Below are 16,767 nucleotides of genomic sequence, written 5' to 3'. Positions count from 1 at the left end.
GACCCGTTAATTCCCTTTCGCCGCCTGCTTCAAATAGGAGGAATTAATGGAGTCGGCGAACGAAGCGGGAATATCACGCTGGCGAACTTCGCCGATACTCTCCAGGAAATACGCCGTTTTAGCGACGGCCTGACCGATGCCGCTCTGATCCGTGTGATTACCATCACCCAGCCATTGCGCCGTCGCCTGCTGTTCCAGCGTCGGGTATTCCAGCCCTGACAGCGTATTGGTCGCTGTTGTGACCGGCGCTCCCACCTCTTTTGCCACAATCGCCGCTGCTTTTTCCGGGTTCTGACGGAACTCATCAACTTTCTGCTGGTGTACCCGCAGGAAGCGCGCCACCGTTTCTGGATACTGTTGGGCAAAGGCCTTTCTGACCACATAGTTGTTGTAAATCAGGTAGCCATCTTTTTGCAGATCTTTGGTCGCAAAAATAGCGTGTCCAGCGGAAGCTTCCAGCTCTTGTGCGAACGGTGCCCAAACGTAGCCTGCATCGATATCACCGCGCTTCCATGCGGCCACCATCTCAGCCGGACGTAGCGGAATGAGGGTAATTTTGCTGCGGTCGAGTTTATTCACCGCGATGGCCGCTTCCAGCGCGTACTGCGCCGTTGAATTTGGCGGATAAGCGACGCGCTTACCTTCGATATCTTTTAGCGTGGTGATGCCAGATTTGGCAATCAGCCGCTCATAAGTAGCGATCACGCCAGATACGCCAACAATCTCCACCGGAAGTTTTCTGACAATACCAGCTGTCGCCGGGCTGGAACCAAAGTTGGCGATATCTATCGCATTACTGGCGAAATAATTCAGCGCATCAGCACCGGAAGCAAACTGCACCCACTTTACCGGCGCGCCCAGTGCTTTTTGTAGCGAACCGTCGGCTTTAGCTAATACCAATACCTGTGAGCCGCCGCTGTAGGCCACACGAACTTCATCAGGATGTTTTTCCGCCGCCAGCACGGATGTCGTCATTAATAACAACCCACCGACACCCACTGCACTCAATATATTTCTCATCGTTTTACCCTATGGTGATAAATAAAAAAACCAGTTAAATAAGTTAATAAATTATTAATTAATCCTTCAAGCCACTTTGTTATTTAAATAAGATAGCTGCCCCCAACTGACATCATCGACAAAAATACCGTTCTCCAGCCGTTGACGATAAGTTTGCTTTTCTTTATCGCCGGGCAGTAATAACGCGTCGTCATCACGGGATTGGCGCACCCATTCTAATAAGGCCGGAATTTCCTGCTGATAGGTTGCCGCACCGCCTAATTTCTGCGGATCGATTAAAATCGACAGCATACTGTTAATAATCTGCTTACCCTCGCCTTTCGCCGTGCGCTCGGTTTTCCCACCGGTCAGCGCCGCGCCAAGCAACGAACAAACCAACGACAGTCCCGATCCCTTATGTTCGCCAAACGGCAGTAGCGCCCCCAGAGGTTGTTCCATCAGCCAGCGGGGATCCACCGTTGGGTTACCCTGATTATCGACGATACAGCCGGGTGCGACCGGTTTACCCTCATTCCATGCAATACGGGCTTTGTTACCGGCAATTACGCTGGTAGCAAAATCCAGAATTACCGGCTCGTCATGCTCAACCGGAATACCGGCGCAGAATGGATTCGTCCCGAAACGCGCCTGCTGGCCCTGCCACGGTAGCACCACCGGTTTGGTATACACGTTGGCAAAATGCAGTGACACCAGCCCAACCTCCGCCGCCTGTTCTGCCCACGCGCCGATACGTCCCAGATGGTGAGCATTCGCTAAACTCACCACCGCCAGACCATGCGTTTGCGCACGCGCAATACCTTCTGCGACTGCCTGTTTTGCCACCACCTGACCAAAGCCCTGCTGGCCGTCGAACGAAATCAGCGGGCCAAAATCCAGCGTTTTTTCCGCCTGCGCGTGGGGCGAAAGTCCACCTTCCCGAATCGCATCGATATAGCGCGGCAGCATGCTCACACCGTGCGAGTCATGCCCTTTCAGGCTGGATTCGACGAGGTTATCCGCCACAATCTCTGCAATTGATGCGTCCACGTCATTCTCTGTCAGCCGATCGCGTAAATAATCGCGTAAATAATCATGAGTAAAAACAGGCATATTTTCTCTGTATACCACAATAGACATTTATATATACCCACTATAACGCGCAGATCTTTATCCATAACTGACAAATAAGACTATCCATAGCGAATATTTAGCTAAAGCGGTTATTTACTTGTTTTATCGCACGCATGGCTATTTAAAATCTCATTTATTCTAACTTATTCCAAAAAACACTTTAGCTGCAACGCGCTAAGAAAATAGGATGCCTTCTTTAATACATTATTTACGACGAATAATTTATTGAAATAATACCTTGTGGTTCTTTTCTAATTTTATTGCGAACCCTATTACTATTAATTATGAGACAACGATAATGAATCCCTCACTACCCACGAAAAAATCGACGCGTTTTACACGCCTTGCCGCCATGATTGGCCTGACGTTAACGGCATTTAGCGCGAATGCGGAAGGCACCATCAGCATCGCGCAGCAGTTTGGCATTGGCTACCTGATTCTGGATGTGGTGCGCGACCAGAATCTGATAGAGAAGCACGGTAAGCAGCAAGGTCTGGATATCAAGGTAGACTGGCGCACGCTTTCTGGTGCGACGGCAATCAATGAAGCGCTGCTGTCCGGTGCGCTGGATGTGGCCTCCGCCGGTGTTCCACCAATGTTGACCGTGTGGGACCGCACACAGGGTCGCCAAAATGTGAAAGCCATCGCCTCACTTGGCTCCATGCCCAACTATTTGCTCAGCAATAACCCGGCGGTGAAATCTGTCCGTGACCTGAGCGATAAAGATCGTATCGCCGTGCCTGCGGCTGGCGTTGGCTTCCAGTCACGCACGCTGCAAATCGAAACCGCGAAGCTCTACGGCGCGGAAAATTTCAAACGCTTCGACAAAATTTCCGTCAGCCTGCCGCATCCTGATGCCAGCGCGGCACTTATCGCCGGCGGTTCCGAGATCAATGCCCACTTTTCCAGCCCACCTTTCCAATATCAGGCGTTAGAACATGCCAATGTGCACAAAATTCTGAGTTCTTATGACGTGCTGGGCGGTCAGGCAACGTTCAATGTGCTCTATACCACGCAGAAATTCCATGATGAGAACCCAAAAACCTACCGAGCCTTCTACGACGCACTGAAGGAAGCCTCGCAGATCATCAAAGCAGATAAAGCCGCAGCGGCCGACACTTATATCCGGGTAGAGAAATCGAAGCTGGATCCTGAACTGGTGAAACGCATCGTCGCCGATCCCGAGATCGACTTCACGATCACCCCTGAACGCACCTACGTTTATGCCGAAAAACTGCACCAGCTTGGCGTACTGAAAAACAAAGCCGCCTCCTGGAAAGACTATTTCTTTGCAGAAATTCACGAACAGCCGGGCAGCTAAATGCTCAGCGTCGCGCTCATTCGACGAAAATCTCGTCGCTACGCAGGAGAACAAGCATGACACACCACACTCACGACACGATTGACCAGCCGCTGTTGCAGGTTGACGGCGTCGGGCTGGAATACCGAACGCGCCGCAGTCTGGTACGCGCCACCCATGATGTGAGTTTTGACGTCTTTCCCGCCGAGCGCTTTGTGCTATTGGGGCCGTCCGGCTGTGGCAAATCCAGCTTGCTTAAATCCATCGGCGGCTTTCTGTCGCCGGTAGACGGTGAAATCCGCCTCGACGGCCAGCGCGTCACCAAACCGGGGCCGGATCGCATCATGGTCTTTCAGGAATTTGACCAGTTGCCGCCGTGGAAAACCGTGCTGGAGAATACGCTGTTTCCGCTGGTGGCCAGCCGTCAGGCAACGCGAGCCGAAGCAGAAGAACGCGCCCGCTATTTTCTCAATAAGGTCGGTCTGGCGAAATTTGCCGATGCCTATCCGCATACGTTATCTGGCGGGATGAAGCAACGCGTCGCCATCGCTCGGGCGCTGACCATGCAGCCGAAAGTGCTGCTGATGGATGAGCCTTTTGCCGCACTGGATGCGCTGACCCGCCGCAAAATGCAGGAAGAATTGCTGGCGCTGTGGGAAGAAGTTCGCTTCACGCTGCTGTTTGTCACCCACTCGATTGAGGAAGCGCTGATCGTCGGCAGCCGGATTTTGCTGCTCTCACCGCATCCGGGTCGCGTGCGAGCAGAAATCAACTGCCATCAATTTGCGTTGAGCGATCAGGGCAGCGAAGCCTTTCAAACCACCGCACAGCGTATTCACCATCTTCTTTTTCCAACCGATGTCGACGTACCTTCACCCGTCACATCCACGCAAGGTAAACCCTATGAGCATTCAGCCCCCCGTGCGGCCCGAGTATCAGCGTGAACTCACGCCGCTGAAAGATTTTACCCTCACCCAGCCTCTGCCGCTGACGATGCGCCTGTGGAACCAGACCTGGCTGCGTAAGCTGGTGCTGCTGGCTGGGCTACTTATCCTGTGGGAATTCGCCGCGCGCTGGCAAAACAATGACCTGATGCTGCCGAGCTTCTTGCAAACCTTTCAGGCCTTTCGCGACGATCTCGCCAGCGGCGAACTGCCGCAGAAAATGGTGGTTTCACTCGGTACGCTGTTGAAAGGCTATGTCATTGGCAGCCTGCTGGCACTCGCCCTTAGCGCGTTGGCGGTTTCCACCCGTTTCGGACGCGATCTCTTAGGCACATTAACGTCCATGTTCAACCCACTGCCCGCGATTGCGTTATTGCCATTGGCGCTGCTGTGGTTTGGGCTGGGAGAGAAAAGTCTGGTCTTCGTGCTCGTCCATTCCGTGATGTGGCCGATGGCGCTGAACACCTACTCCGGCTTTCTCGGCGTTTCGGAAACGCTGCGTATGGCAGGCCGCAACTACGGCCTGACTGGCTTTCGCTACATCAATGCCATCCTAATTCCTGCCGCGCTACCGTCGATTATCTCCGGCCTGAAGATCGGCTGGGCGTTTGCCTGGCGCACCCTGATCGCCGCTGAACTGGTGTTTGGCGCATCCAGCGGCAACGGCGGTTTGGGCTGGTATATCTTCCAGAACCGTAATGAGCTTTACACCGACCGCGTTTTCGCCGGGCTGGCTTCCGTCATCATCATCGGGCTGCTGGTTGAAGGGCTGGTGTTTTCCACCATCGAAAAGGTCACGGTGAAACGCTGGGGAATGCAGCGCTAGCCATCATTCTGGTTATGCAAAATCTGCCCATTCATAGCCAGAATTGTTCTTTTGCGGCGTTCGGCATCGCTGCTACAACTGATTTATCTTTTCCCACAGAGATGAGAGATCGCGAACATGATTGCAATACAAGCGCCACAAACCTATCTGAATCGTGATGGCGTCATTCGTTCTGTCGGCGAATATGCAGCGCCCTACGCCAGCACTGTATTGATTATTACCAGCCCACAGGCGTGGAAAACGACGTCGGATGCCGTCGAACGCAGCCTCAGTGAATACGGCTTGCGGTATCAGGTCGAATTTTTGCCGGGTGATTGCACCAAACCGGCAATAGAAGCGCTGACGGCACAGGCACGAGCATTCGGCGCAGAACTGATTTTAGGCATTGGCGGCGGGCGCGTGCTGGATGTCGCTAAAGCCGTCGGTGATATTCTGGGGCAGTTACCCGTCATCGCCGTTCCCACCATTGCCGCAACCTGCGCTGCGTGGTCACCGATCAGCGTGATATACAGCGAGAGCGGTGCACACAACGGCGCTTTTCCGCTAACGCGCTTACCCGTGTGGGTGCTGGTAGACAGTGAGATCATCGCCCACAGCCCTTCACGCTATCTCAAAGCCGGTATCGTGGATGCCCTGGCGAAATGGTACGAATTTCAACCCTATCTGCGTCACGGCGATAGCGGATTGGCATTGGCGCTTAAAGCGCAGGCCGCACGGCTGGCCGTAGAGACATTCAATACCTATGGCGAACAGGCCATCGCAGATAATGAACAACGTTTAGTCACGCCGGCTCTGCGCAGCGTGATTGACGCCGTTATCGCATTAGCCGGTCTGGCGAACAGCATGAAGGATGAGGTGCCACGCATTGGCGTCGCTCATGCGATTCACAACAGCATGACGCGCCTGCCAGAACTGCATGACTGGCTACACGGCGAGAAAGTGGGATTTGGGCTAGCGACACAGGCATTTCTGGAACACGATAACGACGCCGACCGCGAAGAGCTGTTCGCTCAGTTGCGCCGCTACGGAAGCCCGATCACGCTAAGTGCCCTCGGCCTGAACGAACGCCCACAGCTGGTTGAAAGTATCGCGCAGAACGTCAAAATCGCACCGAAAATTGCCGCCCGCCTGCCTTTTGCAACGGATGCCGAACGTATTGAACAGGCGCTGTGGCGCACACAAACGTTAGAAACCAAGGTGATAAATAGCCACGCAGCCTAGTCAAAGCAGAGCAAGAAAAAACGGGCGCCTCGATCACTCGACGCGCCCGTTGCTTATGAACTTTACTATGGCGGGAATTATCCCTGCTGGGCAGGTTGCGTACTTATCCCTTTCAGTTCACGTTCATAGGCCAACGCTTTCTGTTCATCGAACTGGTTTTCCCACTTGGCAATGACCAGCACTGCCAGCGCATTCCCCACCACGTTCAACGCCGTGCGCGCCATGTCGAGGATACGGTCGACGCCCGCAATGAACGCCAGACCTTCCAGCGGAATACCGACGCTGCCTAGCGTCGCCAGCAGCACGACAAACGACACGCCGGGTACGCCGGCAATGCCTTTAGACGTCAGCATCAGCGTTAACACCAGCACGATTTCCTGCCCAATCGACAGTTCGATGCCGTAGAGCTGTGCGATGAAGATCGCCGCAATACTCTGGTACAGCGTAGAGCCATCGAGGTTAAAGGAGTAACCGGTCGGTACCACGAAGCTGGTAATCGACTTCGGTGCGCCATAGGCTTCCATTTTTTCGATGATACGCGGCAGCACGGTTTCGGAACTGGCGGTGGAGTACGCGAGGATCAGTTCATCTTTGAGGATACGGATCAAGATGGTGATACGCAGCTTACACAGGCGCGCGACAATACCGAGCACCACCAGCCCAAAGAAGAAAATCGCGGCATAAACCAGCATAACCAGCTTGGCTAACGGCCACAGCGACGCAAAACCGAAGTTAGCAACCGTGACGGAAATCAGCGCAAACACCCCAACGGGTGCGTAACGCATGATCATGTGCGTCACTTTGAACATGGTTTCCGACACGCCGCGGAAGACGTTCAGCAGTGGCTCGCGATGATCTTTCGGCAATGAAGAGAGCCCCAGACCAAACAGCACAGAGAAGAAGATAATCGGCAGCATTTCGCCGTGTGCCATCGCCGCAAAAATATTCGGCGGGATCAGCGACAGCACCGTCCCTACCAGACTGTGCGAACCGCTCTGCACCTGCTCGGTGGTCTTTTGATACTGCGAAATATCAACGGCGGTCAGCGTCGACATATCAATGCCGTGACCCGGCTCGAAGACATTAGCCAGCGTGATGCCAAGGATAATCGCCACTGTCGTGATGATTTCAAAATAGAGGATGGTTTTGAAGCCGATGCGTCCGAGCTTTTTGGCATCCCCTACGCCTGCGATCCCGACAATCAACGTGGCGATCACGATCGGGACAACGATCATTTTAATCAGGCGGATAAAGATGTCGCCCGCGGGGCTAAGAATATTGCTGATGAGCCACTGACGGCTTTCTTGCTGTTCATGCAGCACAGCACCAAGTGCAATACCCAGAACCAATGCGATAAGGATTTGCCAGGCAAGGCTGATTTTTTGTGTTTTCATCGTCATTTTCCGTTTTAAACTCCCCGCCATCACAAACATGGCGCTAGCGCGACTCCGGCGCAATGCGAACCGAAAAATCAACGTGGAGGTGACTGACTAGTGAGAAGGATGTCTGATGGATGACTACCGTTATTTTTCTACTGCGACACAAAAATCGTGAACATAATTATTCAATAAAAACGCACAAGTATTTGTATCACCGAATAAAAACTCAGGCATAAGTTGTTGTTATGGCAGGGATGCTACTATTGCAGAACGATCAGATCAAGCAGATTGTTGACACGATAAACCATATTTATGCTTAATTGAGCACAGAAGAAGACGGGCGATGCGGTACAAGAAATCGCAACGACATCGAAGGGAAAAGCCCTGCCCAGTCAGAAAAAATGCTGGCTGGGCATCGGGTTAGGAAAACGTGTCATTAATCAGATTTGGTAATCAATTACCGCTTCATCGTTATCCGAGAACACCTTATCCTTAATGTCATCTAATGACAGTTCAGTGTTACACAGCTGAATAAATTTCCAGGCATAGTTACGCTGTAACTGTCCCTTTTTTAACCCCAGCCAGACCGTGTTAGCTTCAAACAGGTGCTCGGCATTCAAGCGCACCAGTCCTTTATCGCGCACGGGATCGTATGACATATCGGCCACAATCCCCACTCCGAGCCCCAGTTCGACATAGGTTTTAATCACATCCGAATCCTGTGCACTCAGCGTAATATCCGGCGACATCCCCACCGCCTGAAATGCACGATCCAAGCGAGAACGCCCGGTAATGCCGTGACGATAGGTAATCAGCGGCTCCGCATTCAGCATCTCCAACGTAATCACCGGCTCCTGCGTCAGTGGGTGGTGCTCCGGCACAATGACGGAATGGTGCCAGCGATAGTAGGAGAACGCCGCCAGCGAAGGATCGTTAATCAACTGCTCACTGGCAATACCGATATCGGCTTCACCGGAATGGAGCATTGCCACGATCTCATCCGGCGTGCCCTGATTCAGCACCAGACGCACCTGCGGATACAGCGAACGAAAGGCTTTAATCACCGGCGGCAGACTGTAGCGCGCCTGCGTATGCGTGGTCGCAATTACCAACTGCCCGGTATCGTTATTGGTGAAAACATTCGCCAGTCGCCGGATATTGCTGGCGTCATTCAGAATGCGCTCCGCCACCACCAGCAGCTCTTTCCCCGGTTCAGTCATGCCTAGCAGACGTTTGCCACGCCGGATGAAAATTTCGATCCCCAGCTCTTCTTCCAGCTCGCGAATGTGGCGGCTCACGCCGGATTGAGAGGTAAACAGCGTATTCGCCACCTCGGTCAGGTTGTAATTGCACCGTGCTGATTCACGAATAATCTTCAGTTGCTGAAAGTTCACCTTTCACTCCCTTGTCCTTTATTACAGATAGTAATATTGATGCAAGTAATGAGAGCCAGAACAAATAAGCAAATGGAGTTGATTATATTTTTTTATACTAACGGTATGTCTGCCGCGCTATATTACCTAACAAAGAATAGACATAAATTTCAAAATCAAATAGTTAGATGAAATCGTTTTTGTCACGCGTATGCCATCAATCAACCATTTCGCTATGATTTATACCTTTCTGATCTATTTATCCCTGCGTTTTTATTCCCTGCTTTCACGTTTTCCGTACTCGCTAAATAAGACGCACCACTTCAAGCTGACGTGCTATCGCTGCTATGATGGCGGTTAGGATCAGAGACGAGATGGCAGCATGCAAGGCGTACCGGAACACTTTACTGATGAGAGAGACTATGCCCAGTTCCGGCATCTGCCGACGCTGCCCGGCATTGAGCTTTACCATGCGCACATCTGCCGTTATGCCTTTGAGCCACACACGCATGAGGCGTTTGGCATCGGCACCATCGACGCTGGGGCGGAGCGATTCCGCTATCGTGGTGCCAAACATATTGCGCCTGTCGATTCGTTAGTGTTAATGAACCCGGATGAGCTGCACACCGGGGAATCCGCGACGGAAGACGGCTGGCGTTATCGCATGATCTACATCCCGTCCGATGTGCTGGAGAGTGTTTCTGGTGAGAAAGGCTGGTGGTTTACCGATGTGGTGCGCCACGATCCCGCGACGGCCCGCCAGTTAGCTGCAACGCTGGCTGCGATGTGGCAGACGACCGATCCCTTAGCGAGTGAGAGCCTGCTGCTGTCGCTGATTGCACTTTTCCGCCCGCATGCACGTATTGCGCAGCGTCAGATGGTTGAACCGATGCATCGCTTTGATGTGGTGAAAGCCTATCTGCGGGAGAACTTTGCCCATACGATTACCCTAAAAGAGCTGGCGGCGCTGGTTTCCCTCAGTCCCTATCACTTTTTGCGCCAGTTCAAAGCCCAATTTCACGTCACGCCACACCAGATGCTGATGGCAATTCGGCTATATGAAGCTAAACAGAGGCTGACGCTCGGTATGGCGGCCGCCCATGTCGCCGTCGCCGTCGGGTTGACCGATCAGGCACATCTGACTCGCACCTTCGCCCAGCGCTATGGCGTCACACCGATTCGCTATCAAAAGCAGGTGTATCCCGTTAAGCGCTAATGGTTTCCGCATGAGTCCTTTCATCTTCCACGCTCATGATAAACAGCAATATCCTACAATAATTCCTCGCCAACTCTCCCTAGACTGGCGCGATGCATTATTGTGAACAAACGGGTCTATCATGCTGATTGGTGTTTTATTTGCACTTGCCGCCGGACTGATGTGGGGGCTGATTTTTGTTGGGCCGCTGCTTGTACCGGACTACTCTGCCGCTTTGCAATCTACTGGACGTTACCTGGCTTTTGGATTGATTGCCTTACCGCTGGCGTGGCTCGATCGCCGCCGCCTGCGCCAGTTAACCCGCAGCGACTGGCTGGAAGCCACGAAGCTCACGATCACCGGTAATCTGCTGTACTATTTTCTGCTCGCCAGCGCGATTCAGCGCACGGGCGCACCAATCTCGACGATGATTATCGGCACCCTGCCCGTGGTGATTTCTGTCACCGCAAATGTGTTGTACAGCAAACATGATGGCCGCATAGCCTGGCGCCGGCTGCTGCCCTCGCTATTGCTGATTGCCGCCGGACTGGTCTGCGTCAATATTGCCGAGCTGAAAGGAACCATCGTTGAATTCGATTTATGGCGTTACGCTAGCGGCATTGCGATGGCGTTTTGCGCGGTCATTTGCTGGACCTGGTATCCACTACGTAACGCCCGCTGGCTGCGCGACCACAAAGGCAATACGCCAACCACCTGGGCCACAGCACAAGGTCTGGTCACGCTACCGCTGGCGCTGTTGGGTTATATGCTGGTGTGCGGCCATTTGGCGCTGACAGAGGCGTCGTTTAGGCAACCGTTCGGCCCACGGCCCGAGGTCTTTATTCCGCTGATGATTGCGATTGGGCTGTTCTGTTCGTGGATCGGCACACTGTTCTGGAATGAAGCCAGCCAGCGCCTGCCAACGGTACTCGTGGGTCCGCTGATCGTGTTTGAAACGCTGGCGGGGCTGACCTATGCCTTCATTATCCGCCAATCCTGGCCACCGCTGCTGACGCTCTGCGGTATCACCTGCCTGATTGTCGGTGTGATCTACGCCATGCGGGTGAAACCAGAACCTGTCGTGGTGGAAGTTCAGGTGCCGATTTCACGGATAGAGTAAACGCACGCCTGACATGCTGTGGAAATAAGCCAGCCTTTATGTCCGGCCTGCCAACTTCTGAAACAGCGCGGTGAGTTGCGCTTCATCCCTCGCCCCCTGATGCTGTTCGGTCACCTTGCCGTTGGCATCAATAATAAATGAGGTCGGCGTGCCGCTGACCTCATAGCGTTCTTTGGTGATGCCCAACTGGTCACGCACCACCGGATAGGTCACGTTATGGTGCGCCAGCATTGAGGTGATATCCACGCCGTCAGGATCGGTGTTAACGGCTACGACTACGACCTTATCGCCGTACTGTTGGCTCAATTTTTCCAACGCGCCCATTTCAACCATGCAGCCGCCACAGCCAGACGACCAGAAATTCAGGTACACGCTTTTTCCCTGCCAGCGCGACAAATCCACCCGCTGACCCGCCAGATCGTAGGCTGCCAGCGCAGGCGCCTGCGCCCCGACGCTCACCTGCTCTTCCTTACAACCGCTCAGCGCCAGTGCCCACAGCAGGCAAAGTGCGGTAATACCGTTACGCCATCTCATGATGATTCACCTCTTCACCAAAATACTTACCGTGTTGCAGGCGGATAATGCGGTCAGCAAACCGACCCAGCTCAGGATTGTGCGTCACCATCACGATAGTGCGCCCCTGCCGATGCAGATCTTGCAGCAGATCCAGCACCCGCCGTTCGTTCTCTTCATCCAGATTTCCCGTCGGTTCATCGGCGAAAATCACGGGAGGTTCATTGACCAATGCACGGGCGATACACACGCGCTGCTGCTCACCGCCGGAAAGCTGGCTTGGTAAGTGATCCACGCGATGTGCCAGCCCAACCTGCTCAAGTACACGCTGTGCCGCCGCTTCATCCACCACGCTGTGGTAATGCTGCGCCAGCATGACATTCTCCAGCGCGGTCAAAAACGGAATCAGGTGAAACTGCTGAAATACCAGCCCAATCTTATCGGCACGGAACCGGCGTCGCCCTTCCTCGTCGAGCGCCGCAGCGTCCACGCCATCCAGTAATACCTGCCCTTCGCTCACCGTATCCAGACAGGTGAGAATATTCATCAACGTGGTTTTGCCGGAACCCGACGCCCCCATGATGGCAACAAACTCACCGCGCGCAATACGGATATTGATGTTTTCCAGCGCGGTAACCTGACCAAAGCGTTTATAGAGTTGGCGAGTTTCAATCACCGCCTCCGCTGCCTGCGCTTTTTCCTGCGCGTTCACCTCTACAGACATCGACCTACTCTCCTTTCAAGACGTTGGCCGGTTCAACATAAATCGCCCGCCGGGTGGGAACCACCGCCGCTACCGCAGCAACCAGCAACGATAGCCCCAGCGTGAGCGGGAACACCGGCAAACGCAGCGAAATCGTCGCGTTGAATACTGCCATCCCCAGCACCTGCGCCAGCAGATAGCCCAGCAGCGAACCGCACATCACGGCCGCCAGCGCGATGATGCCGGTTTCGGCCAGCATCTGCCGAATGATGTCTCGTCCACTCGCGCCCAGCGCTTTCTGTAGCGCAAACTCGCGCGCGCGTTCCCCGACTATCGCCATCAGCGTGGTGTTTACACACAGCGAAGACAGCACCAGAATCACCGCCGATACTAACCCCATCAGCCCTTTGATTTTATTCAGCACCTGACCTTCCGACGCCGACACTTTCAGGATCGGGCGGATCTCCAGTTGCGGATACTGCTGCTGGAGCTGTGCGGCAAAGCGATCGACCTGCCCCAGATCGTTACTGACACTCAGCAAGGCATTACTGATCGCGCCTTCTTTATCCAGCCACTTTTGCGCAAGCTCCAGATTCACGAGCAGCATGTTGTCCGTCGCATCGCCGGATTCCACGATACCTTTAATCTGCAAGCGCTGTTTCCCGCGGTCGTCTACCAGCGTGATGTTGTCGCCAACTTTAACGTTCAACCGCTCCGCCAGTTTCACCCCGATCATGGCATTACGATCGTCGAAGCTCACGCCAATCCAGTTACCGGTGACCTGCCAATAAGGTGCTAACTGGCGCAGTGATTCAAACCACACGCCCATCAGCACCACTTTCTCCAGCTCTGTACGTGCCATGCCGTACAGATAAGGGCTGGATGCATTGATTAACCCAGATGGCGCGTTGTCGATAATCGGCTGAAACGTACTCAGTGGAATCGTATTGCCCCGCGCCGGGCCAATGTAAAAATTCGCGCCGAAGGTGCGCAATTCCTGACTCATCTTGGCGTTGATATCGAAATAGACGGCGGACATCGCCGTCACAATCGCCGCCCCGACCATCAGCGCCGCAAACACCACGCTGACGCGCTGCATACGGAGTCGTAGCGCGCGGAACACCAGCCGCCAGAACATACTATTCATCCAGCCATTAGCGCCCATACAGCACCTCCACCGGATACAGTTTGGCAATCCGCCGCGCCGGGAACCACGTTCCGATGATGGCAATCAACACCGAGATCATCAGTACGCAGGGAATCACGATCCACGCGAAGCTCAACGGTACGCCGAACAGCATCAGGCCAATGGCTTTCGCCAGCCCCCAGCCAGCGACACAGCCCGCAATACCACCAGCCAACCCACTCAGCGCCGCTTCAAGATAAAACAGCAGCATGATCTGCCATTGGCGGGCACCCAACGCTTTCATCAGCCCGATCTCTTTGGCGCGTTCCATGATGGTACTGGTCATCAGAGAGGCAATCCCCATCGCGGAAGCCACCAGCGCCGCGAAGGTCACCACCGCCAATAACAGTTGGATTTTATCGATCACCACCCCTTCCGAGGCGGCCACCTGCCAGATAGGGCGCACTACCGAGCCGGAGATAGCTTCTTCCAACTGGTGCGCAATCGAAGAGACATACGCGGTACAGTACCAGAGGTCATACTCTTCGGCATTCAGCGCCTCCAGATTTTCCCGTGCCCGACGTGACAACTCATTTTCCGGTACCGTTAGCGCCGACACGCGAATGGCCTGAATTTTACCCGTCAGCCCCAGCAGCGATTGCACCGTTGCCAGCGGCATGACCAGACGGCTTTCTTCATCACCACCGCTGCTCAACATGCCGCTCACCTCTACCGTTGCGACCCCTTTTGCGCCGTGCAGCGTGAGTTTATCGCCCACTCTCCAGCCCGTTTGCGCCGCCAGCTGTTTTCCCACCAGAGTCTGCGCCACATTTTCCGTCGTTACGGGTTCCTGCGGCCACTGCCCGGCCACCTGCCAGTATGGGCTAACGGTCATTTGTCCCGTGCGATAGTCTTCTTCATCCGGCACCGCAACAGGCTGAGAAAAGAAGGTACCCAACACGGCAACGGGCTGACCATTGATTTCAACATCACCGCTCAACAGCGGCGCAAAACCGACAATGTTATTGCGCCAGAAGATATCTTTGATGTTCGGCAATTCGGCCTCATCGAGGAAATCCTGCCCTTCCAGTGGATTACTACGTTCGCCAAACAGCGCGGGTAGCGCCGCTTGCCCTGCTGGCTCAATCAAAATATTCGCGCCGTAGGACTTCAGTTCGCGCGCCATTTTGTCGCCGATATCAATGGATACCGCCAGCAGCGCGGAGATCAGCCCCGCCGCCAAAAACACGGTCAGCACCGCCAGCGATTTACGCCGGATATTTCTGCGCCAGGACTGACGTAACAGTCGCCACAGCATGATTATTCCCCCTCAGCCCACTCGTCAGCCACCGCTTTGGCGGTGGCGAATTTCGCGGGACTTTCACGGAAGCGGTTATAGTTGACCTCCGACGAGAAGAAGTACGTTTTACCACCGTAGCGATATTTATGTTCCGCGTTCACATTGGTCAGTTTGGAACCATCAACCGGATCGATAACGTCCATCGACACCACCGTCGAGAAGTAATTCGTGCCTGCCGCCAGTGAAGCTCTTCCAATCACTAACTCATTATCATCGTTACTCCATCCTTCAATCGGTACCGGATTACAGCCGCCCGCCTTCCCGATAGAAGGAATGAAAATATGCACGCCGCAGGCGACACAAATCACCTGATTGCCTTCCATCACATAGCCCTGATCGCCGCACAGCAGGCAGGCATCAAACACCACACCCAAGCGCAAACGATCGGGATAGCGGTTAATAACGAAAAAGCGCACGGCCTTACCGTCATCGGCAATCCACACGAAGCGGTGCAACTTGCCATCACGCACCGGTTCAATCGGAATATGCACGTTGCCATCGGCTGCCAGCGTCACAGGCTGTGCCTCCGACAAACGAGGCGGCTGTGACGCAACCTTGTCCCAATAGAGTTGTGCCACCACCACTACCACCAGCGCCGTGACGGTTGACAGCAGCGTGCGACGCACCGTGTGATAGGCCGCCGTCGCTTTACGTTTTTCAATCGCTTTATGTTCAGCATGTATCTCACGGCGCGCACGCAGCAACGGCCAAACCAGCCCGGCGGCCAACACCACCATGAACAACGCGCTGAGGTAATTTAATAAATATGCGCTGTTGGTGACGTGTGCCACGTAGCTCAGGCGCGGCTTGGTCAGCCCCAGTACCTGTAATTTCATCAACAACAGCAGAAAATTGCCGCTTATCGGCAATAGCAGAAGTGCCACCATCAGCGCCAGTAACGGCCAGCGAAACAGACGAATACGGCGCACAATCATGCCGCACAGCACAGCACTAAACACCAGCCAGCCAAACGCCAGCACCACGGCGCTGAAATTCAGCAGTAGATCGGTATTCACCACATGGGTCGTCGTCAGCGCGGTCAGATTGGGATCGCCGCTCCAATGCACCGCCGCCCCTGCCACCAGCAGCGCTTGCCACAGATAGCCAAATCGTGAGTGGGAAAAACACTGACAGACCAGAAACAGGATCAAGACAAGCGTCTGAAACGCCGTAAACCCCAGCAGAAATGCCTGTCCGTTAGGAAAATGCACGCCAATAAACGTACCGATGAAGAACGCCAGCAACGTGATCCAGACCAGTGGTCTGATCTCCGGCGTGGAACGATGGCTCCAGTTCAACCCCAGCAATAGCGCTATCGGCAGGAAGGATTGAAGGGTCGTGATCAAGAAATAACTCATATTCTCGTCATACTTCAAGTTGCATGTGCGTTGGTTGCGCTACTCGGCGCACTCACGTGTGCCTCGCCCCTTGGGGCCGCTGCAAGCAGCGTTCAAATCTGCCTCTGGCAGATTTGTCAGTCGCCCGAATCACTGACCAGAAGTGCATTAGCTGAGCGTGATGGTTGCTGGCATCAGTGCCCTGACCGAAAAATCTACGCCTCTACAGGATCAATAATG

The 16,767-nt window shown here is 54.2% G+C and carries 15 protein-coding genes; 6 read left to right on the top strand and 9 right to left on the bottom strand.

Going from position 1 to position 16,767, the window contains the following annotated elements; all coding sequences use genetic code 11:
* Positions 1-6: 6 nt before the first annotated feature.
* Positions 7-1,020 carry a taurine ABC transporter substrate-binding protein gene (locus tag ACKQAD_RS06265; RefSeq protein ID WP_409159357.1) on the bottom strand — a complete coding sequence of 338 codons (1,014 nt, stop codon included), beginning with the start codon at positions 1,018-1,020 and terminating at the stop codon, positions 7-9.
* 66 nt (positions 1,021-1,086) lie between these two features.
* The gene (locus tag ACKQAD_RS06260) at positions 1,087-2,109 is read right to left on the bottom strand and encodes a malate/lactate/ureidoglycolate dehydrogenase (protein WP_409159356.1); all 1,023 of its coding nucleotides are present in this window, start codon (positions 2,107-2,109) and stop codon (positions 1,087-1,089) included.
* Between the two features lie 319 nt (positions 2,110-2,428).
* On the opposite strand from ACKQAD_RS06260, the gene ACKQAD_RS06255 reads away from it, so the two are divergent.
* The 4 genes from ACKQAD_RS06255 (at position 2,429) to ACKQAD_RS06240 (ending at position 6,421) form a co-directional block, all read left to right on the top strand.
* A complete protein-coding gene (locus ACKQAD_RS06255; RefSeq protein WP_275072219.1) occupies positions 2,429-3,451 on the top strand; it encodes an ABC transporter substrate-binding protein in 1,023 nt (340 codons plus the stop codon).
* A 56-nt stretch (positions 3,452-3,507) separates the two neighbouring features.
* Entirely contained in the window at positions 3,508-4,374 is an 867-nt protein-coding gene (locus tag ACKQAD_RS06250; protein ID WP_409159355.1) for an ABC transporter ATP-binding protein, read from the top strand.
* Positions 4,334-5,200, top strand: a complete 867-nt coding sequence (locus ACKQAD_RS06245) for an ABC transporter permease (protein WP_409159354.1) — start codon at positions 4,334-4,336, stop codon at positions 5,198-5,200. The genes ACKQAD_RS06250 and ACKQAD_RS06245 overlap by 41 nt, the downstream gene beginning before the upstream one ends.
* A 117-nt stretch (positions 5,201-5,317) precedes the next feature.
* On the top strand, positions 5,318-6,421 hold the full coding sequence (locus tag ACKQAD_RS06240) for an iron-containing alcohol dehydrogenase family protein (RefSeq protein WP_409159353.1): 1,104 nt from the start codon (positions 5,318-5,320) through the stop codon (positions 6,419-6,421).
* Positions 6,422-6,498: 77 nt separating this feature from the next.
* Here ACKQAD_RS06240 and gltP read toward each other — a convergent pair whose 3' ends face one another.
* Both gltP and cbl read right to left on the bottom strand, forming a co-directional pair.
* Positions 6,499-7,815 carry a glutamate/aspartate:proton symporter GltP gene (gene gltP / locus ACKQAD_RS06235; RefSeq protein ID WP_409159352.1) on the bottom strand — a complete coding sequence of 439 codons (1,317 nt, stop codon included), beginning with the start codon at positions 7,813-7,815 and terminating at the stop codon, positions 6,499-6,501.
* Between the two features lie 425 nt (positions 7,816-8,240).
* Positions 8,241-9,194, bottom strand: coding sequence for an HTH-type transcriptional regulator Cbl (gene cbl / locus ACKQAD_RS06230; protein WP_039357035.1), 954 nt, complete (start codon positions 9,192-9,194; stop codon positions 8,241-8,243).
* A gap of 361 nt (positions 9,195-9,555) precedes the next feature.
* Between cbl and ACKQAD_RS06225 the strand changes: the two genes are divergently transcribed.
* Positions 9,556-10,389, top strand: a complete 834-nt coding sequence (locus ACKQAD_RS06225; protein WP_409159350.1) for an AraC family transcriptional regulator — start codon at positions 9,556-9,558, stop codon at positions 10,387-10,389.
* A gap of 121 nt (positions 10,390-10,510) precedes the next feature.
* Positions 10,511-11,488, top strand: a complete 978-nt coding sequence (locus ACKQAD_RS06220) for a DMT family transporter (protein ID WP_409159349.1) — start codon at positions 10,511-10,513, stop codon at positions 11,486-11,488.
* Positions 11,489-11,524: 36 nt separating this feature from the next.
* On the opposite strand, the gene ACKQAD_RS06215 is transcribed toward ACKQAD_RS06220, so the two are convergent.
* The 5 genes from ACKQAD_RS06215 to ACKQAD_RS06195 are packed head-to-tail and all read right to left on the bottom strand — an operon-like array spanning position 11,525 to position 16,548.
* Entirely contained in the window at positions 11,525-12,022 is a 498-nt protein-coding gene (locus ACKQAD_RS06215; protein ID WP_409159347.1) for a TlpA family protein disulfide reductase, read from the bottom strand.
* A complete protein-coding gene (locus tag ACKQAD_RS06210; protein ID WP_409159346.1) occupies positions 12,009-12,725 on the bottom strand; it encodes an ABC transporter ATP-binding protein in 717 nt (238 codons plus the stop codon). The genes ACKQAD_RS06215 and ACKQAD_RS06210 overlap by 14 nt, the downstream gene beginning before the upstream one ends.
* A gap of 4 nt (positions 12,726-12,729) precedes the next feature.
* Positions 12,730-13,869, bottom strand: a complete 1,140-nt coding sequence (locus tag ACKQAD_RS06205) for an ABC transporter permease (RefSeq protein ID WP_409159345.1) — start codon at positions 13,867-13,869, stop codon at positions 12,730-12,732.
* Positions 13,859-15,148 carry an ABC transporter permease gene (locus ACKQAD_RS06200; RefSeq protein ID WP_409159344.1) on the bottom strand — a complete coding sequence of 430 codons (1,290 nt, stop codon included), beginning with the start codon at positions 15,146-15,148 and terminating at the stop codon, positions 13,859-13,861. Before ACKQAD_RS06200 ends, ACKQAD_RS06205 begins: the two co-directional genes overlap by 11 nt.
* A gap of 2 nt (positions 15,149-15,150) precedes the next feature.
* Positions 15,151-16,548 (bottom strand): Fe-S-containing protein, encoded by a 1,398-nt coding sequence (locus tag ACKQAD_RS06195; RefSeq protein WP_409159343.1) that lies wholly within the window; start codon positions 16,546-16,548, stop codon positions 15,151-15,153.
* Positions 16,549-16,767 lie beyond the last annotated feature (219 nt).

It is taken from the genome of Pectobacterium artocarpous (assembly GCF_046159765.1).
Classification (GTDB): Bacteria; Pseudomonadota; Gammaproteobacteria; order Enterobacterales; family Enterobacteriaceae; genus Pectobacterium.
Note: the sequence above shows the minus strand (reverse complement) of the source record. Positions and strands in the feature narration are given on the sequence as shown.